We start from the raw sequence: 18,993 nt of genomic DNA, 5'->3' as shown, positions 1-18,993 counted from the left end.
ATCGCCTCCCACAGGCAACAAGGTTTTACCTGTAGGTATTAGACATTTGTTTCCAAAATCCTTTAGTGCCATTTATATAGGTAGAGACAGAATGCCTGGGTTGCTTCCAGGTGTGCAGTAAGAATAGAATATCTAAGCGAAACCCACCGTTAGGCGCTCAACCTAGCGGTGGGTTTCGCTTGTTACGAAACTTACGACGTAACCAACGGTAAAGCTTCCGGAAACCAAGCACAAGGCTTAGTACCGCAGCGATCCATCGTAGCACGTCAAGCAACGCCACAAGGGCGACCATCGGCCTTACCCGCTATCATAACGGGAACCACAAGTCTCTTTCTTATGTATAAGCATTTCCTTGTAAAATAATGTTCTCTACTACCTTTTTACTAGTTGATGATAGAAAGTAGTAATGAAAGTCAACATAGGACAAATTGATATTAAGCGCTCTTACCCGAACGCCAGTATTAAAATTTTACGCAGGCAAACAATCTCTAACTCGGCTCTAAAATGCTGGAACAGATTTTTGAAACAGGCCTTATCTACCCCTCTCCCCCTAAGAGATACTTAGTCGGACCTTTAGCTTTGCTTTGCAGCGATATGAAACTTTCTACACTCAATAACCCCTTTTTCAAGTGGATGGCTCTTGCTCATATTCAGTCTGAAACAACCATCAAAAATTACAAATAATCATTGATAATAAGTCGCCAGTATAGTATTTTTATTGCAGATAAAGTAAATATTTTCCATATTCTTTGTTGGTATCAACGAAGCACTCTACCATTGCGCTAAAATTTTAACCGGAAATTCGTGAAGGATTCGATAGAGGAGGTGGTTAAATCTTCGCTCTAGACGTATAGAGTTAGTCGTTGAAGGTAGCACATTGACCAGACTCACATTTCTTCTTTCCGTTAAGACGAGGGCACTTTTGTTGTGAGAACAGCCTTGTTATTCTTACGTATTGCTATTAAGTGCTTGGATCATGGTTTTTAACTGAATTGGCAGTTTAATCCACCGGGTAATAACACGTACAAAGTTGAAACGAATGCTTCACATTTGATGGGCTTGCTTGCTTCAAGCAAATAAAAAGTAGAACTCGAGGGCATTCATTCCCCATTCCAGTTGGGGCCTGGAAATAAAATCATAATTACCCTCGAGAAATAATTTACAAGGAGGGAATCGAATATGAAAATTAAAAATGTTGCAACATTACTCACATCTGTTGTGTTGTGTTTTTCGTTGTCAATGCCAACTTTTGCTCAAACCGATAAAAAGGGTGATTACATAATAAGTAATGAAGCCTTAGACTTTTTGAAGTCGCATAATGTTGATGTAACTCCTTTCAAAAAATCGAATGCAACAAACGAAATAATTTATAGTAAGGAAAACAAATCTTTCGGTATTTCAAAATCTGATCTATATGATGAAAGTATCATGTTATTTAAACAACAAGTTGAAGCTTATAACTTTACTGATGATCAAATTCAAAAATATGTAAAGGGATTGGTTGAGACCTCGCCCACAGTTATCAATGGTCCTAATACTATTAATACTCTAAGCACGCCCTATTCCACTCGTATTGATAATGGCGGTATTGGCTACGAAGTAAAATCTACTTCTGGATTTAATCAAGCTACGGCTTTCGCAACCATTCCTTCTACTTATAGAGGAGGGGATCGCACTTCAGGATATATGTTCTATACTGTTTCGTCGCCTTCATCAAATTTTGGTATTGATGTGGGTCTGTGGTATGGAGCTGGTGGAGCAACTGGCAATGTGGTAGGCTGGAGAGGCGTGTATAATAGCACAACTGATGGTCAGCATGCCGTCCCAGCTGATGGCAGCATTATTAGTGCATTAACGCCAGGAAAGCAAATTTACATGATTGCGCAAATAAGATCTGATGGGTACTTACAGTGCAAAGTTCTTGATGCCAATAATTTCAGTATTGTGTACGTTGACTTTATTTATTATGTTGGAAGCCATGGAATTTATACTTCAAACGGTATTTTTAATAGACAAATTACATTGTGTCATGATAATGGTATCTTTACCAACGGTTCCTATATGCGTAATGCCAAATTCAATAGCGCATATCTTTATTCGAATACGGGCTATGCTCCTGTAACAGCTAGTAATACCGATTCAAGTCGTGTTGGAGCATTTGGAGCAGGTGGCACTACTGTAAATAAAGTGACAGTAAACAGTTATACTCGGTGGGATTCTGAAGACGTTACTCTTACATTCACCAATCCGTAATCTTGTAGGGTTCAAAAATAAAAAAATTAATAACTTATTGTTGAGTTTTTCACTTAGTAATTGGGGTTCATCCTATAACTGCCAAGGTACAGCCAGAAAGCAGAAATAGTTGGTTAGTTCTGAATCCATCCCGTTAAAGAAGTTGGTTTAGGTCAGATAGAAGACAAACTCCCTAAGCTGCAGGAAAAGCCAGGGAGTTTGTTGGTTTGCGTTTGGAATGAAATCGGAATGATTCTCTACAGCCATTGGAAAATAGTATACTATTTTCTTGCAAGGATCGAGCAACTTTTTACCATTTTCCTGCGTATATGCGTATAGATGTATGGAGAGGAGATGGCGATAACAATGCGAAAAAGATGGGGATATGCGGTTATTTTGTTACTATGTATAAGCCTGTTTGCGCTTGTGGAACACATTCGAGCCGCAGATGCGAGCGTGAGGGTTACGCTGCCGGATTTTGCGGTGAATTTGAATGGTCATCCGGTCGAAAATCAGTACCGCGAATATCCGCTGCTGGTTTATAACGGCATCACCTATTTTCCAATGACGTGGTATGATAGCAGACTGCTCGGCTTGGAGGTGACTTGGTCGCCGGAAAACGGCTTGGATATTAAGCAAAGCCCTGTAACTTCCTCCTATGTGCCAAACAAGTCCGAACGCCGTAATGCGTCCGCCTACACAGCAGAGGTTCCTACATCCGCTGTTACTATTAACGGCAAGGTGATTGACAATTCCAAAGAAGAATATCCTTTGTTAAGCTTCCGGGATGTCACGTATTTTCCATTAACCTGGAAGTTCGCGCACGATGAGTTTGGATGGGATTACCGCTGGGACGAAATTGAAGGCCTTCGCATCACGTCTCATAACCCGCGAGTGCAAACGGTCGAACTTCCTGCATATGCCGGGGAGAACGGCGTCGCTCTTTTTAAGGGGTATTATTATTTCGTTGAGACAACGGAAAAGACCAACCGTGTATATCGGGTTCCTGTACATCGACCGTCCGACATGGAAAAGATCTATTCGTATAATCTTACAGAGGGATATAATGGATTAAATCAAGGCCTAACCTTTCAAATCCGCGACAACGCGCTATGGTTCACCTATCATGTTGGGGAAGGTCTTACGGGTCGCGATCAATTCGTGAAAATTAGCGAGGATGGCAGAGCAGAGGTACAAGATCTAGGACATCCTTATATGGATTTTCGTGAAACACCGTATGGAACATTAATCATCGATCTTGGCGCTAGTGAAGTCAAATTGTCTTTGTTACCGCCAGGTCAGGAAAAGACGAAAGCCAGGACTGTAGGTGACCCGCATCTGCGTAAATTCCCCTTTCTTGTTACGGGCGGGGATGGTTCCACACCCTACGTACGCACTACCGCCACCACTGTCCTCGGAGATGATGTCTATGTTCTGTGCTCAGAACTCCAATATGACCAGAATTTCATTTACAGAATAAACCTGAAAACGAATAAGACCGAGAGGATCGTGAGCTCGGGAGTCAGATGGTTCAAGATTAGCGATAACAAATTGTACTATGTAAAAGACGAGGATAACATGTTATATTCTTCTGCGCTAGACGGGACGGATGAAATGAAACTGTCCGACCATGCCGTGTCATGGTTTGACAGCATCGCCGGCAAAGTATTTTATACAACCGGGAAGGATACGAACCGATTCGAGCTGTACCAGGCCGATCCGAACGGGAAAGACCCGCTTGTATGGAAAACGCCAATAGCCGGCGTGCAAGTGTTGAACGACCGGCTCATCTGCCATGTTGGCGAAAATGATGATTACGGCGTCGTACTGCTGGATGGTTCAGGTCAACTGGTGCTGAAAGTGGCGGATCCGATCTCTCGTGTGCTTACTTCTAATGAAGGGGTTTTACTTAAATCTGCTCGAGATTCCTCGGTCAAATTCATTCGTTGAACGAAAAAACCGGACGAAAAGGCGCTCCTGCCTTTCCCGTCCGGTTTCTTCCATATATGCTCTTCCCCGCATCCACTAGAAAAACGATTCGCGATTCCGAATCCTAAAAATGTATGTCCAAGTTGCGGACTTCTTACGAACCGTAAAGAATCCCTCGAAAAATCTTTGCTTTCATTGTAACATAGGCGAGAGGAATAGCCGCAAGGAAAGCCCTACGAAAGGAAAGAGGGGGAGGGGTATGAGAAGAACGAAAATTGCAATATACCTCTTTATATTCGTCTTAATTCTAACCGGTATACGACTCGCCTGGTTACAAATACAGGGTTCATCGAGAGCTGTAGCAGTTTCCGGAGGTGTGCTGGATTTAAGCGAGTGGAACAAAGAGCAAGCTCCGCTATTGTTACTGAACGGAGAATGGTTTTTTTATCCCAACGAACTGATCCATTCTAAAATGGAGCCCATAACGGAACAAAAACTCGTACAACTGCCGTCAAGCTGGGAAGATGAGCTTCCGGAAGGAGTGGGTTATGCGTCGTATCGGTTAAGGCTCATGTTAAACCCGGCGTCCTCAGGTGCCTACAGCATACGCGTCCCCTCCATTCCGTCATCGTCCGCATTGTACGTGAACGGAGAACGGATTGCGGGCTCCGGTAATCCTGCGGCACGAGAGGAAGATTTCATACCCGGCAACCTTCCGTATATAGGGACGTTTATCCCGGATCAAGGCATTGTCGATATCGTCATTCATGTAGCCAATTACGATAATCACGCTATTAACGGAATTATGCAGCCGATCAAGTTTGGGACGGAAGAGGCGATTCGCAAGGCGTATTCGGTATCAGCAGGGCTTCAAGCTGCGATATTTCTGTTTCTGTTCATGCATGCCGCATATGCTGTCGCCCTATTCGCTATGGGAGCCCGTCATAAAGCGCTGCTTTCTTTCTCTATGCTGATGCTTAGCGCAATGCTGTCTATTATTACGGATGATGACCGCATTTTGTTGGACTGGTTTGGAATTGGTTATCTTTGGGGGTGGAAGCTGTACTACCTATCGTTTCTCGGTGTATCTGTTTTCCTGTTGAAGTTTACCAATGATCTGCTGACATCCTTCGTGCGGCTTGCTCTCTTTACACGCTGGTACGGTATAATTTGTGCGATTTATGCAGCTTGCGTCGTGATTTTGCCTCCCGACATATTGAGCTATACGGACCTGCTTCATACCTTGCTGACTCTGGTGCCTTTTGTCCTGGTGCCGCTATATGTTTATCGTGCAATACGGCAAGGCTATCAGGATATGATCTATATTTTGTTCGCAATGACGGCTTTCACCGCAAGTACCCTGTGGGGGGTTCTCAAGACGGCCGGCCTGGTCAGCAGCGACTATTACCCGTTCGATATGTTAGCCGGGTTCTCTTCTTTGGCCTTGTTTTGGTTCAAGGACTATTTTCGCCATTTTAAACAAACGGCTAAGCTTACCCGGCAATTGCAGGCAGCGGACAAACAGAAAGATGAATTTCTGGTCACTACCTCCCACGAACTGCGAAATCCGCTGCATGGCATGTTAAATATGGCTCAAGCCGTTATGGACAGCGGGGGGAGTATAGATGAAGGGAACAACCGGACACGAATGGAACTGCTTCTTGCGGTCGGCAAGAAAATGTCCGTGCTGCTGGACGATTTGATGGATTTGAAGCGATTCAAGGAAGGACGCGTGCGGATTCATCCGGTCAATCTCCATCTGTCCAATGTAACGGCCGGTGTTCTCGATATGATTCGCTATCTCGTTGAAGGGAAGCCGATTGAGCTTAAGAGCGAAGTGCCGACATCGTTACCCCCTGTATATGCGGACGAGAATCGGCTCATCCAGATATTGTTCCCTGCTTCACAATGCAGTCAAATTTACGAATGAAGGCATGATCCATGTTCGTGCCTTTGTTAAGGATGGAAAAGTACATATCGAAATATCCGATACAGGAATCGGGATGGATGAGCAGACGGTAAGCCGCATTTTCCTGCCCTACGAACAAGGGCCTTCCGATGAGTCCGGTAAAGCGACGGGGTTAGGCTTGGGGCTGGCAATTACAAAGCAGCTAGTCGAGCTGCATGGAGGCTCACTATCAGTAACATCGACGCCTGGTCAGGGGTCGGTATTCGTATTTACACTGCCGGTCGCTGACATCGAGAATGAGATTCCGGACAGCATGATCGAAGAAAATCCCGCCAGTTACGTCGCCGCTTCGGCTGAAGCAGCCGCTGCCCTGTCGGAATACAAGGGTAGCGACAGGCCGCGTATCCTGGCTGTGGATGACGATCCCGTCAATTTGCGTGTCCTCCAAAGTGTTCTGCCGTCAGAAAGCTATGAACTCGCGACGGCAGTAAGTGGAGCCGAAGCGCTCTCCCTTCTGGAACAAGGAAATTGGGATTTACTGATCGCTGATGTCATGATGCCGGGCATGTCGGGATATGAATTGGCCCGGCGCGTCAGAGAACTTTTCTCGCTTACAGAGCTGCCGATTCTGCTGCTTACGGCACGCAGCCGTACCGAGGATATCGAAGCCGGCTTCCGCGCCGGGGCGAACGACTACGTTACGAAACCGGTCGATTCGCTTGAATTGAAGTCGCGGGTTCGCGCTTTGACGGAGGTCGTCCGCGCCGCGCGCAACCAGACACGTATGGAGGCTGCATGGCTGCAAGCACAGATCAGACCGCATTTTCTGTTTAATGCACTTAACTCTATTTCTGCATTAAGTGAAATCGACATCCGCCAAATGCAGGCTTTGCTCGAAAGCTTCGGACAATACTTGAGAACCAGCTTCGATTTTCAAAATACGGATCAGCTTGTCCCATTGCAAAAGGAGCTTGAACTCGTCCGTGCTTATTTATATATTGAGAAGGTGCGCTTCGGGAGCCGTATTCACGTCGAATGGAATGTAGATGACAATCTGAAGCTATCGATTCCTCCGCTCACACTCCAGCCACTGGTTGAAAATGCAGTTCGTCACGGAGTGCTTGCCCGCAAGCAAGGGGGGAGGATTGCGATTACCGTTGCCGACATGGGAACGCATGCTGTCGTGTCGGTAAGGGACGACGGCATCGGCATGGACGAAGACGTCATTCGGCAAGTGCTGCAGAAGAAAGACATGGATGGCAGGAGAAAAGGAATAGGACTCTACAACACCAATTTCCGGCTGAAGCAGCTTTATGGCGAAGGATTGCAAATTGTCAGCAATCCAGGCCAAGGAACGACCATCACCTTCTCCGTACATAAATAAAAATGTATTATCACAGCAATTTCTACATTTTAAAGATGGAAACCACATGCTGATCCGGCCGGACTAGTGCAAATACGAAATCGTTGGATAGTTTACGGTAAGAAGAGTTTACGTTCGGATGAACAAGCTTCCTGCCGGCCGGGAAGCTGAACTCTTTCAATATGTTTTCGAACAGCCTCTGCTCTTGTTCAGGGTGATGCTTTCCAATGGAGATAAGCGTATGGGAGCGATCCATGCCGGAAAGAGGGTGGGGGCCCTTATCCGCTGCGATGTAAGGAACCCTTTTGCCCAACTGCCATGGGCCATAGGAGCTTAAGGAAAGAACTCCACTCGGAACATATTGATCGGAAGCCCCCGAAACGGGTAATGCTTGGCTTAATAATGCCTCCTTCTCCAGCGCGGATCTTCCGAATGAAGAAATGCGGCCAAAGTTCCTTAAGACGAATGCCCGTCCTGCTGCCAGAAGCGGATGGGTTATCGCCATGTTTCTAAAAATCATCGCATTGTTGTTTTGGATTTCATTCGCTCCCTCTCTTTGTTCTCTGAAATAATCTTCAAGAAATTTATCGGAATCGGGATGATTCTGCATAGCCAGCGCGCCAGCCTCCAAGCCAGTCTCCAGGCTCCGAGCACTCCGACCATCATCCCCGCACCGGCCGAAGGGCCCATGGCATGTGCCGCATCTCCCGCCAACAGCCATCTTCCTTTTCGATAATGATCGCTCTGCCCTTGCCCCAATCGGAACGCGCTTGCCCAAAGCAGACGTTTGACTTCGGCATCCGGCAATTTTTCCTTTAATAATCGATGGATAAATTCCGGGCTTGTAGCTTCGCTTCTGCTTTCTTCTTTATTGATTCGGTAAATGAGTCTCCAGCGGCCGGGAGCAAAGTAGAAGAAACCATAGGGACGGAGGGGGTCCAATACAATATTTGAGATGTCCTGCGAAAGCCCGCATTCCAATTCAAAATCTGCAACGGCCGAATCCATGCCGTAATCCCTCCATGTTTTTCCGATGTTCAGTTTCTCCCGAATGAGCGACTTGGCCCCGTCACATCCAACCCCCCCATGGGGATTCCAGCTCGTAAATCCGATCATGACATTGAACTTTGACCGTTATGGCGTGCTCCGTTTGCCCGATATCGATTACTTTATGCCCTCTGTTAATTTCAACATAACCCGTGGACCTTGCCGCTTCTTCCAAAATCATTTCCGTATCATGCTGCGGCAACTGCAGGGAGAAAGGGTAGGGGGACGCTATGCCTTCGAAAGACCAGCTAAGTTTTCCGCGGCGGCTTTCAAACTGATGACAAGTGCGAAGAACCCCTTTCTTATAAAAAGGGTGATAAATCCCCAGCCATTCCAACAATTCCAGTCCTCTCGGCATCCATGTGATCGCTCTGGATTCGTCCGGCGAAGTAGCCTTGTCCCGAGCTTCCAGAACGATAGAAGGAATCCCGTAACGAGACAGGGCAATGGATAATGTCAGTCCGACCGGTCCTCCGCCTATGATGATCACTTTGTTTATTGAAGCATTCATTCTGTTCACCCTTCATTTATTTATTAAGTACTTACTAAGTGAAATTTATCAGGGAATGTTCGAGTTGTCAAATCCGCCTTATGGGGTTGACTGTTTTCCAATCGGTCTTATGGTTACAATGAGAATATCAGACTGCTCTATAAAGTTTCGCAGAAGGGGGAGACGATCATTCGTTATTTGTACGAATTTATCAAGCATCCCGACGATTTACCCGTCAAGCTGTTCGTCAACAGCGTCAATCATGTCCGCTTCCATTGGCATAAAGAAGTCGAAATGATCTATGTGCTTCAGGGCTCGGTTCTGGTCTACGTCGATCAGCGCCAATTCATTCTGCATCAGGACGATATCATCGTAATTAACAGCATGTCGGTTCATCAGATCGAGCGAACGCAGGAGGATAATGTGCTGTTGACCTGGCAGTTTAATCCGGAATGGCTGGGCGGAGATGCTCTGATCGAATGCAATTCCACGGTTCAGAGCGAACGCAACCGCTCGAAGTATGACAGAATTCGCCGCGATCTGGCCCGAATCGTGCAAGAAATGAATAAGAAAGCGCCGGGCTATCGCAGTTACGCAATCGGCCGCATGCAATTGCTCTGCGGTCACCTCGTTCGTTATTTCTCGATCGGAACAATAGAGACCAGCCCGACGGCTTCCGACGATTACAAACGGCTGAACCGCATCCTGCAATATGTTGATCGAAACTACAGCCAGAAGATTACGCTGCAGACCATTGCGGATCAGGAGCATCTGAGCCTGCATTATTTCTCCCATTTTTTCAGCGATAAGATCGGCATACCGTTTCAGAAATATTTGACGCTTGTCCGGCTGGAGAAGGCGCAGGAGCAGCTGATCAACAGCACGAACAGCATTACGCAAATCGCGCTGGATTGCGGTTTCGCCAATGTGAAATTCGCGATGTGCCGCTTGATTTCTTCTCGTTCCATGTCTATTCCGATTATCCGTACCGCAAGGGGGAAGCGAATCCGCTCACGACAATGATGCCCCCCTCTTTTTATATGGACAACATCAGAAGTGTGAAACAGAAGCTGGAAGCGGAAGGCCGGTTGCATCTTGAGCTTCATATAACGGAATGGAATTTCTCTATGTACGACCGCAACCTGGTCCACGATACGATGTTTATGGCGCCGTTCGTCATTTATCATGCCTTGACGACCTTGGGCAGCATCCACGCGCTGGCGTTCTGGACTTTTACCGATGTGTTCGAGGAAAGTCCGGTGCCGCCTGCGCATTTTTACGGCGGGTTCGGACTGGTCAATCGCGACGGGCTGCGGAAGCCGGGCTATTACGCTTTCCAACTGCTTCATCAGTTGGGAGACCGGATCGTGGCGCAGGGAGATGGATATATCGCAACGACAAGCGATGACGGCCGCCTGCGGATATTGCTGTACCATTATGTCCATGTGGATCATCTGTATGCCAGCGGAGACTGGTCGGGCTTATCGGAGACGAACCGGTATTCCGTATTTGAAGAGAGAGGGGATAAAGCCTTTCGCATCACAATCGAAGGACTGGCCGGCCGTTATAAATTGACGAGCTACACGCTTGATCGGGAGCATGGTTCTGTGTTCGATGAATGGGTTCGGCTCGGGGCGCCGGCAGCGATGACCGAAGAGGAGATCGAATATCTCCGCGGGAGAAGCGGTCCGGAAATGACAACGGAATGGATAGACGGACAGGAGCTTTGGCAGAAGGAGCTGGTTTTGCCTCCCCACGGCGTTCTGCTGCTGGCATTCGACAGGCAATATTGAACATAACGCGGTGCCGGCAAGCACCCCGGATACTACCCCCGGATTCGGGGGTTTTTTCTTGCTGTATTAGTCCCATATGCAGGCAATAAGCGGACCGTTGAACAGAAACGGAGAACAAAAAATGCCCCCCAAGAAGGCAAATAAGGACGCGAAAGCGTTCCCAAGGAGGGGTATACTAACGGTAAGTTTTACAGATCATAGTTGCAAAGGGGGATGCTTATGGATCGTTTTATGAAATGGATGACGGAGAAGTTCGCTCCGCGCCTGGAGGCATTTACGAAGAACGTCTGGGTCGATTCGATCCAGGAAGCGATAATGGTTACCTTGCCGATGATTTTCATCGGTTCGCTGATTACCCTGATCTCGATCGTTAAAGATTTTGTTCCGGCCATGCCGGATTTGACTCCGATCACGACATTCAGCTTCGGCCTATTGGGCATGTTTATCGCTTTTCTGACGCCGTATACGGTCATGCACAAAAAAGGAAGAGAGAAAGTGAAGCTGATTGCCGGAGCGACGGGGCTATCGTTATTCCTGATGCTGCTCAAGCCCGACATTAATGAGGACGGGACGATTCAATTTGTTCTGGAGCGCTTCGGCCCTTCCGGGATGATCACTGCGCTGCTTGTAGGTGTCGTCGTAGCCGTCATGATGAATATGTTCAACAACTTCTCGCTGTTCAAGAAAGACACGAAATTACCGGAATTTATCGTTGATTGGTTTGATTTTCTGGTGCCGATCGCCATCGTTCTGACGGGCGGGTGGCTGCTTGTATACCAATTGCATTTTGACATTTTTGCGTTGATAGTAAGTGCGTTCGAGCCGATTCAAGCGGTCGGTCAAAGTCTTCTCGGTATCATTCTGTTCAATTTCCTCGGCGTAGTGCTCTTTTCTTTCGGGGTCAGTCCGTGGGTGATGACGCCGATCTGGTATGCCATCTGGATACCGGCTATCGAGCAGAACGCATCGCTTGTAGCACAGGGCTTGGAACCGGTCAACATCAATACATTCGAAACCTTCTTCTCCGGCTGGATCGGCGTAGGGGGACTCGGAGCAACACTTCCGCTTGTCGTCTGGTTTTTGTTCGCGAAATCGACGAAATTGAAATCGATAGGCAAGGCGACGATCGTTCCGTCTTTGTTCAACATCAACGAACCGGTCATTTACGGAGCGCCGGTTGCTTTTAACCCGATTCTGATGATTCCGATGTGGATCATCGGGCTGGTGACGCCGATCATCGTTTATTTCGCGCTTGATCTCGGTCTCGTGCCTATTCCGAGCCAGGTATTCCAGTTGTGGTATACCCCGATGGGGCTGTCGACGTACATGATGGCGGGCATTCGAGGCGTTATCTTGCTGGCTATTATCCTGCTTCTGGTATTCGCTATCTGGTTTCCGTTCTTCAAATTGTATGATGCGCAAGAATTGAAGAAAGAGCGGGATGAGGCGAAACAACAGCAAAGCTAGAAAAAGAAAGGGATTGGAGAGATAAAGATGAAAGAACAAATTGACCAATGGCTGCAAGCTTTGACTTTGGAAGAGAAGGCGTCGTTATGCGCCGGAGAGAATATGTGGATGACCAAAGGGATTGATCGCCTGAACCTGCCGCCGATTCATATGTATGACGGGACGAACGGCATCCGCAAGACGAACAGCGACGAGGAGATGGGGATTACGACCGAAAATATGCCGGCCACCTGCTACCCTACCGGGTCGGCGATCGGCTCTTCCTGGAATACCGAACTGCTCCGTGAAATCGGCGTCGCCCTCGGCGTGGAGGGAAGATCGATGGGAGTCGAGCTTCTTCTCGGTCCCGGGATCAACATGAAACGGACCCCGCTCGGCGGCCGGAATTTCGAATATTATTCCGAAGACCCCTGCTTATCCGGGGAATTGGGGGCCGCATTCATCCAAGGGCTGCAAAGCCAAGGAGTCGGGGCATCCGTCAAGCATTTCGCCTGTAATAATCAGGAGAATGAAAAGATGGTGACTAGCTCCGAGGTCGACGAGCGCACACTGCGGGAAATTTATTTGAGCGCCTTCGAACGTATTATTAAAAAAGCCGATCCGTGGACGGTAATGTGCTCCTACAATCTGTTGAACGGGACGTATGCGAGCGAGAACGAGCATCTGCTGAATGATATTCTTCGCGAAGAGTGGGGCTATGACGGCGTCGTACTGTCGGATTGGACGGCTGTCAACGACCGGATCCGCGGGCTTAAGGCCGGCCTTGATATTGAAATGCCGGGACCGGCGCATTACAACACGAAGGCTATCGTGGAAGCGGTGCGTCAAGGGTCTGTGAGCGAGGAGCAGCTGAACCGCAGCGTGCGGCGCATTCTCGAACTGGTCTATAAAACTACGCGCGCACAAGCGGAGAATACCGCAAGCGGCATCGATTATCATGCGCTGGCGCGGAAAGCGGCTGCGGAAAGCATCGTGCTGCTGAAGAACGATAACAGCATCCTTCCGATCGATCCGAACCGGACCCGGTCGATTGCCGTCATCGGACGTTTCGCCAAGAAGCCGCGGATTCAGGGAGCGGGCAGCGCGGAAGTGACTCCGACACGGGTGGATACCCCTTGGGAAGAAATGCGGGATGTGGCCGGTTCGACCGTCGACTTCCGCTACGCCGAAGGATATCCGCAGGACGACCGCATCGACGATTCGCTCATTGAAGAGAGCGTGAAGCTGGCAGCGAATTCCGAGCTGGCTCTGCTGTTCGTCGGGCAGCCCGAATATGCGGAATCGGAAATGCATGACCTCAAGGGAATTGAGCTGCCGGAACAGCAAGTGAAGCTGATTCAGGCGATCGCGGCGGTACAGCCGAGATGTGTCGTGGTGACCAGCAGCGGAACAGCGCTCGTCATGCGGCCGTGGATCGAGCATGTGCCCGGCGTCGTTCATGCCTGGCTGTCCGGACAGGGCGCGGGCAGGGCGATCGCCGAGATTTTGTTCGGCCGGATCAATCCTTCGGGCAAGCTGTCGGAGACGTTCCCCGTGAAGCTCTCCGACAATCCGGCCCATATGCGCATTCTCGGCGAGAATGGAAAATTGTACTACCGCGAAGGGCTGTTTATCGGCTACCGGTACTACGACCGCAAAGAAATGGCCCCGCAATTCCCGTTCGGGCACGGCTTGTCCTACACATCGTTCCCCTACTCCGGTTTGAAGGTGGAGCAGCGAGGCCGTGGCGCGCGCGTGTCGTTCAGCCTGGAGAATACGGGGGCTATGGCAGGCAAGGAAGTCATTCAATTGTATGTCCATGACGAGGAATGCAAATGGGTGCGGCCTGTCAACGAATTGAAAGCATTCGCGAAGGTGGAGCTTCAGCCGGGTGAGAAGAAGGAGATTGTCCTCGAGCTGGAGGAGCGGGATTTCGCTTACTACAATACGAAGGACAATCGTTGGACGGCCGAGAGCGGTTATTTCCAGATTGCTGTCGGAAGCTCGTCTAGGGATATTCGCATTAGGGAGCGGCTGTATTTAGATTTCGGACAGGAAGAGACGGCCTTCCACAAATTCAGTCTGCTGAACGATTGGATGGCTGATCCCAAAGCAAGGAAAGTATTTTCAAATGTTCGGGCAGCAGTGGCTTTACGAAAAATCTCCGGATCAATTGATCCAAGAGATGATCGAGCGGGTCGAACAGGAGCGTCAATCTTAATAACCAGGGTACAATAACCGATCCCCGTCCCTTTGCGAATGCAAGGGGGCGGGGATTTTTTTCGCGAAAAAGCATCTGCTTGATTGAGCAGAGTCCGTTCCGGCATGGCGAGTGCCTGCCCGGCAGTGGCAACCGTTAGAAAGCGGATCAGACGGCCGATATCCCGCCCGGTAAACAAAGTCAGGAAGCGTGATCGCCCTTAGGAAGGTTCAATCTCCGCAATGCCGTTTGAGCAGGCACAAATTGCTGCGAATCTGCATCAATTTTGAAGCGTTGCGACCACTCTAGGAAAAAAGCCTGCGATAATACAGCAATTTCGGTAAAAAAAGCCCCGGTCTCCCACGGAACGAGAAAAAAGATGCATTTTCGCAGGCTTTGCCACGAACTTAAAGCCAAACGGCCAAAAGCATGCAGATTTGCAGGCTTTTTAAAATTCCAGGGCTCCCCGCAAAGAGCAAAATAATCTGCTAATCGGAGCCAGGTTCATGGTGAGCGAGCGCCCTTAATGGAAGGTTAGACGCCGGCTCCGTTGGGGTTGGGGGGCGGACGGAATACGCTTCGAAGGCTAAACGTCACTTTGCTCGGGATATTCCGAGAGGTTGTGCAGAACTTACGCCTAAGATTGAACAGCTTATCAGCCGATATATTTTTGTGCATGGTTTGTTCCGTATTCCGTTAGTGGAAATGCGACAATCATCCCTGGTCTCGCTTCACCGTAGTTCGAAAGGCTGTCCGGCTACCATGCTTCTCCAAAGCGCCCGGAAGAGCCCGCGTCCACTCTTCATTGGACGGTCTTTCCTGCTTCTAAATCTGTCAGTGCACGATAGAAGCGGAAGAAGATGCTTTTAACCGACCGAATCCATAAAAAACATCTTGCACTCCAGATGAAAACGTTCTATAATTCACTTGAACCAAATTTCAGAGTATGAAAATATGTTCAAGGGAGGGGGAGTTGCCATGGTAGCCAAACAAGACGAACGGATTCGGCTGCTGGTCAAAGTAAGTACTATGTATTATTTGGACGGGCTGAATCAGCAGGAAATCTCCGCCCGTCTTGGCATATCCAGACCACAGATAAGCCGGATGCTCAGTGCGGCCAAAGCGGAAGGGATCGTGCAGATTAGAGTACGAAACCCTTTTTCCAAGGAGCAGCAGTATGAGAAGGCTCTTTCGGAAACGTTCGGTATTTCGGACGTGACGGTTCTGCAAACCCACGATAATGCAAATCGGGCGCAAATCGAAGCTCAATTGGGACAAGCGGCTGCGGCCTTGATGGAAACCGTTTTGCGCGATCGGGATACCGTCGGGGTAATGGCTGGGAAGGCCGTCGCTTCCATCGCTGACGCCTTGTCTTATTTTGCGAAGAAGGACCTGGTATTTGTGCCCATGGTAGGCAGCTGGGGAACGGACGGCACGACGTGGCATGCGAATTCTAACGTTCAAACAATGGGAGAGAAGCTGCGGTCCAAATATATGTTCCTCAACGCACCGACGATAGTCGGCAGTCCGGAGACGCGGGAAGCTTTGGTTAAGGAGAAAGAAATCAGCGAAGTATTACAGAGAGCAGAGAACGCCTCCGTGGCCGTGATCGGGATCGGGCAAGTATCGGAAGATGCGACTATGGTGCGGTCCGGGCATTTCAACGAAGAGGAGTTAGCCTCCGTCCGCAATAAAGGTGCGGTGGCCAACATTTGTACGTCGTTCCTGGATGCCAAGGGGAATGTGCTGGATGTGCCGGCCAAGGACAGAATGATCGGAGTGACCGCCGAGCAATTGCGGAATATTCCCAAGGTCATAGCCATGGCCTACGGGGAAGAGAAGGTGGCAGCCATTACGGCCGTGCTTAGAGGCAGATGGATCGATTGTCTAATCACGGACATGAATACGGCAGACCGTGTGCTGGAATATCATCGCCAGCATCGTGCTTAGGTTACACCAAGCACCGGACAATTAATACATTTCATAAAAAGGGGATATTTCAATGAAACGAATAGTGACATTAGCAACTGTCGTTTTAATGGTTATGGTTTTGGCCGTCGGCTGTGCAGGAAAATCCGGTGATGACGGAACAAAGACGAAAACGATCTCCATCCTGACTCCATATCTGTCTTCCGTTACTACTAATGAAATGGTAGAGTCGCTGAAAAATCAGGCCAAAGAGAAAGGCTGGAAGACCGAGGTTATTGACACGAAAAGCGATATCGGCCAATTGGCCAGCCGCATGGAAGATGTCATCATGAAGAAGGTCGACGCCATTGTTCTGGTCAGCACAGACCCTAATCAGCTGAAAGAGCAAATCGAGCGTGCGGCATCCAAGAACATTCCGGTATTCGGCTGTGATTCCGGATACATTGAAGGAATGGCCATGAATGCAACAAGCGATAACGCTGCCATGTCCAAGATGATGAGCGATTATTTGTTTGAGAAGATCGGGGATAAAGGAAACATTGTCGTCCTGACGCACCGTCCGCATCCTGGCGTGCTGAAGCGGAGTCAGACCTTAGACGAAATTCTCAAGGAGCACAAGGACATCAACGTACTGACCGAGCAGCAGGTTCAGGTTCCGGGACCGATTGAAAATGCGCGTAAGCAAATGGAAAGCATTTTGCTGGCCAACAAGGATGAAAACTCCATTACCGCCGTATGGGCCGGCTGGGATGAACCCGCCATCGGCGCTGCACAAGCGATTGAAGCGGCAGGACGCAGCAACATTATCGTAGCGGGTATCGATGGAAATAGCCAAGCTATCGAAATGATCAAGCAAGGAACTCCTCTGAAAGCAACCGTTAAGCAAAACTTTAGCGGCATGGCGGAAATCGTCATCGGGCAAATCGACCGTGTATTTGGCGGAGGAGAAGTAGAAAAGACGGAAATGTACGCTCAAGCTACACTTATTACTCAAGAGAACGCCGGCCAATAATCCGATCAGCTTCCTTGGGGAAGGGTTTATACGGTCTTAAACATTTGACAATGGAATGGGGAAATACAGAGCTCTGTATTTCCCCCGCCTTTTGACCGTCGAGAAGTGAAGGAGGGGGAAACTTCGATGGAATTGCTGCGAACGGAACGATTGGGGAAGCAGTTCGGTCAGCATAAAGCTCTGTCGGACATTACGTTCGAAATTCGGCCGGGCGAGGTACATGCTTTAGTGGGCGAGAACGGCGCAGGCAAATCAACCTTTATCAAAATGGTTACGGGCGTCTACAGCATAGATGAAGGAAAGCTGTTCTGGGAAGACAAGCCGGTTGTCATTCAAACTCCTCAAGATGCGGTGAATCTGGGAATTAGCGTTATTCACCAGGATCGTCAACTGATCCCTTCGTTTAAAGGATACGAGAACTTGTTCCTGGGCAAGGCTTATCCCGCTAACGGCCTGTCCCGGAGCGTCAAATGGTCCCAGATGAAGGAAACGGGAGAAACGCTGAAGAAGCGGCTGGGGATCGATCTGGATCTTAATAAAACGGCGCAGGAAATGTCTCCTCCGGAAAAAACGATGCTGGAAATTCTCAGGGCGATGATGCAGGATTGCAAGCTTCTGATTCTGGACGAGCCGACAGCCTCATTGACGGACCGGGAGGCGGAGCTTCTCTTCGAATTAATCGGACGCTTGATCAAGCAAGGCACCTCGATCTTGTATGTGTCCCACCGTATGGAGGAAATCTTCCGTCTATCCCACCGTATCACTGTATTCCGTAATGGACGATATATCGGCACCGTAGCCAAGGAAGAGGCCACTCATGAAAGTCTGGTTCAAATGATGACGGACCAGGATGCCCCGGAACGCACAAGCCGTCCAGTGAAAAAAATGGATGGAGCGAACAAGCTGCTGTCGGTATCGGGGTTGGCTACGGCGGACGGTAAAGTCAAGCAAGCCTCCTTTGACGTTCACGCGGGAGAAGTGCTGGGAATCTTCGGACTCGCCGGAGCCGGCCGCACGGAATTGCTGGAAGCGGTGTACGGCCTTCGTAAGATAGTAGCAGGCACTGTAGCCGGAGCCAATAATGAAGCGGTTCGTCCGGCTCCGAAAACGTCTTTGCAAAGAGGCATCGTCCTCATCCCTGAGGACCGCCGTTCCCATGCGATGATCGGAAGCATGACGATCCGTGAAAATATGACATTACCTGTTATTAAGCGTTTTGCCACCTGGTTGAAGATAAAACACAGGCAGGAAAAACAGACCGTTAAGCAATATATGGAGTCGCTGCAGGTGAAAGCGACCGGGATGGAGCAGGAAATCGGCCAGTTGAGCGGAGGCAATCAGCAGAAGGTAGTTTTTGCGAAAGCGCTGCTTTCCGATCCGAAAGTGTTCCTGTGCGATGAGCCGACCCAGGCGGTGGACGTCATGACCCGGGAAGAGATTCATCGGCTGCTTCAACGCAAAGCTTCCGAAGGATGCGGAGTCGTTTTTGTATCCTCCGATCTTCAGGAAGTGCTGGATATAGCGGACCGCATCGTAGTTATGCATGAAGGAAAGACGATTGCGGAGCTTCCCAATGTGGGAGTGACTCCGGAGCAGGTCTTGCAGATTTGTTATCGACATGGTGAGAAAGGGGCTTGAATGAG

At 49.1% G+C, this 18,993-nt stretch carries 14 protein-coding genes; 11 read left to right on the top strand and 3 right to left on the bottom strand.

The features are described from left to right. Positions 1-1,179: 1,179 nt before the first annotated feature. The 4 genes from FS806_RS01710 to FS806_RS01695 all read left to right on the top strand — a co-directional run bounded on the left by FS806_RS01710 (position 1,180) and on the right by FS806_RS01695 (position 7,454). Positions 1,180-2,253: a hypothetical protein gene (locus FS806_RS01710; protein WP_144932523.1), complete on the top strand. Its 1,074-nt coding sequence runs from the start codon at positions 1,180-1,182 to the stop codon at positions 2,251-2,253. A gap of 318 nt (positions 2,254-2,571) precedes the next feature. Further along, positions 2,572-4,182: a DUF5050 domain-containing protein gene (locus FS806_RS01705; protein WP_260981939.1), complete on the top strand. Its 1,611-nt coding sequence runs from the start codon at positions 2,572-2,574 to the stop codon at positions 4,180-4,182. A 238-nt stretch (positions 4,183-4,420) separates the two neighbouring features. Further along, positions 4,421-6,091: a sensor histidine kinase gene (locus FS806_RS01700; RefSeq protein ID WP_186328152.1), complete on the top strand. Its 1,671-nt coding sequence runs from the start codon at positions 4,421-4,423 to the stop codon at positions 6,089-6,091. Then, positions 6,024-7,454, top strand: coding sequence for an ATP-binding protein (locus FS806_RS01695; protein WP_222126570.1), 1,431 nt, complete (start codon positions 6,024-6,026; stop codon positions 7,452-7,454). The genes FS806_RS01700 and FS806_RS01695 overlap by 68 nt, the downstream gene beginning before the upstream one ends. A 22-nt stretch (positions 7,455-7,476) precedes the next feature. Here FS806_RS01695 and FS806_RS01690 read toward each other — a convergent pair whose 3' ends face one another. The 3 genes from FS806_RS01690 to FS806_RS01680 are packed head-to-tail and all read right to left on the bottom strand — an operon-like array spanning position 7,477 to position 8,991. Further along, complete coding sequence (locus FS806_RS01690) at positions 7,477-7,938, bottom strand: hypothetical protein (RefSeq protein ID WP_144932515.1); 462 nt, start codon at positions 7,936-7,938, stop codon at positions 7,477-7,479. A gap of 11 nt (positions 7,939-7,949) precedes the next feature. After that, positions 7,950-8,549, bottom strand: a complete 600-nt coding sequence (locus FS806_RS01685; protein ID WP_144932513.1) for an FAD-dependent monooxygenase — start codon at positions 8,547-8,549, stop codon at positions 7,950-7,952. Next, positions 8,503-8,991, bottom strand: coding sequence for an FAD-dependent oxidoreductase (locus FS806_RS01680; RefSeq protein ID WP_144932511.1), 489 nt, complete (start codon positions 8,989-8,991; stop codon positions 8,503-8,505). The genes FS806_RS01685 and FS806_RS01680 overlap by 47 nt, the downstream gene beginning before the upstream one ends. A 177-nt stretch (positions 8,992-9,168) precedes the next feature. Here FS806_RS01680 and FS806_RS26505 point away from each other — a divergent pair, with 177 nt between their 5' ends. The 7 genes from FS806_RS26505 to FS806_RS01650 all read left to right on the top strand — a co-directional run bounded on the left by FS806_RS26505 (position 9,169) and on the right by FS806_RS01650 (position 18,988). Further along, a complete protein-coding gene (locus FS806_RS26505) occupies positions 9,169-9,993 on the top strand; it encodes an AraC family transcriptional regulator (RefSeq protein WP_260981938.1) in 825 nt (274 codons plus the stop codon). Beyond that, complete coding sequence (locus FS806_RS26500) at positions 9,882-10,763, top strand: GH39 family glycosyl hydrolase (RefSeq protein ID WP_260981937.1); 882 nt, start codon at positions 9,882-9,884, stop codon at positions 10,761-10,763. The genes FS806_RS26505 and FS806_RS26500 overlap by 112 nt, the downstream gene beginning before the upstream one ends. Before the next feature lie 219 nt (positions 10,764-10,982). Beyond that, a complete protein-coding gene (locus tag FS806_RS01670) occupies positions 10,983-12,230 on the top strand; it encodes a PTS sugar transporter subunit IIC (RefSeq protein ID WP_144932509.1) in 1,248 nt (415 codons plus the stop codon). Between the two features lie 27 nt (positions 12,231-12,257). Then, positions 12,258-14,447, top strand: coding sequence for a beta-glucosidase family protein (locus tag FS806_RS01665; protein ID WP_260981936.1), 2,190 nt, complete (start codon positions 12,258-12,260; stop codon positions 14,445-14,447). A 940-nt stretch (positions 14,448-15,387) separates the two neighbouring features. Continuing rightward, the gene (locus tag FS806_RS01660; RefSeq protein ID WP_144932507.1) at positions 15,388-16,359 is read left to right on the top strand and encodes a sugar-binding transcriptional regulator; all 972 of its coding nucleotides are present in this window, start codon (positions 15,388-15,390) and stop codon (positions 16,357-16,359) included. 52 nt (positions 16,360-16,411) lie between these two features. Beyond that, a complete protein-coding gene (locus tag FS806_RS01655) occupies positions 16,412-17,350 on the top strand; it encodes a sugar ABC transporter substrate-binding protein (protein WP_144932505.1) in 939 nt (312 codons plus the stop codon). Between the two features lie 126 nt (positions 17,351-17,476). Further along, positions 17,477-18,988 carry a sugar ABC transporter ATP-binding protein gene (locus tag FS806_RS01650; protein ID WP_144932503.1) on the top strand — a complete coding sequence of 504 codons (1,512 nt, stop codon included), beginning with the start codon at positions 17,477-17,479 and terminating at the stop codon, positions 18,986-18,988. Positions 18,989-18,993: the final 5 nt, after the last annotated feature.

It is taken from the genome of Paenibacillus sp. 32O-W (assembly GCF_007679495.1).
GTDB classification, from domain to species: domain Bacteria; phylum Bacillota; class Bacilli; order Paenibacillales; family NBRC-103111; genus Paenibacillus_L; species Paenibacillus_L residui.
The sequence above is the reverse complement of the archived record's forward strand: the minus strand, read 5'-3'. Positions and strand labels throughout refer to the sequence as shown.

Coding starts and splice junctions, on each gene's coding strand:
- FS806_RS01710 (WP_144932523.1), top strand. CDS start 1,180: ATGAAAATTAAAAATGTTGCAACATTACTCACATCTGTTGTGTTGTGT.
- FS806_RS01705 (WP_260981939.1), top strand. CDS start 2,572: ATGTATGGAGAGGAGATGGCGATAACAATGCGAAAAAGATGGGGATAT.
- FS806_RS01700 (WP_186328152.1), top strand. CDS start 4,421: ATGAGAAGAACGAAAATTGCAATATACCTCTTTATATTCGTCTTAATT.
- FS806_RS01695 (WP_222126570.1), top strand. CDS start 6,024: ATGCGGACGAGAATCGGCTCATCCAGATATTGTTCCCTGCTTCACAAT.
- FS806_RS01690 (WP_144932515.1), bottom strand. CDS start 7,938: ATGGCGATAACCCATCCGCTTCTGGCAGCAGGACGGGCATTCGTCTTA.
- FS806_RS01685 (WP_144932513.1), bottom strand. CDS start 8,549: ATGATCGGATTTACGAGCTGGAATCCCCATGGGGGGGTTGGATGTGAC.
- FS806_RS01680 (WP_144932511.1), bottom strand. CDS start 8,991: ATGAATGCTTCAATAAACAAAGTGATCATCATAGGCGGAGGACCGGTC.
- FS806_RS01670 (WP_144932509.1), top strand. CDS start 10,983: ATGGATCGTTTTATGAAATGGATGACGGAGAAGTTCGCTCCGCGCCTG.
- FS806_RS01665 (WP_260981936.1), top strand. CDS start 12,258: ATGAAAGAACAAATTGACCAATGGCTGCAAGCTTTGACTTTGGAAGAG.
- FS806_RS01660 (WP_144932507.1), top strand. CDS start 15,388: ATGGTAGCCAAACAAGACGAACGGATTCGGCTGCTGGTCAAAGTAAGT.
- FS806_RS01655 (WP_144932505.1), top strand. CDS start 16,412: ATGAAACGAATAGTGACATTAGCAACTGTCGTTTTAATGGTTATGGTT.
- FS806_RS01650 (WP_144932503.1), top strand. CDS start 17,477: ATGGAATTGCTGCGAACGGAACGATTGGGGAAGCAGTTCGGTCAGCAT.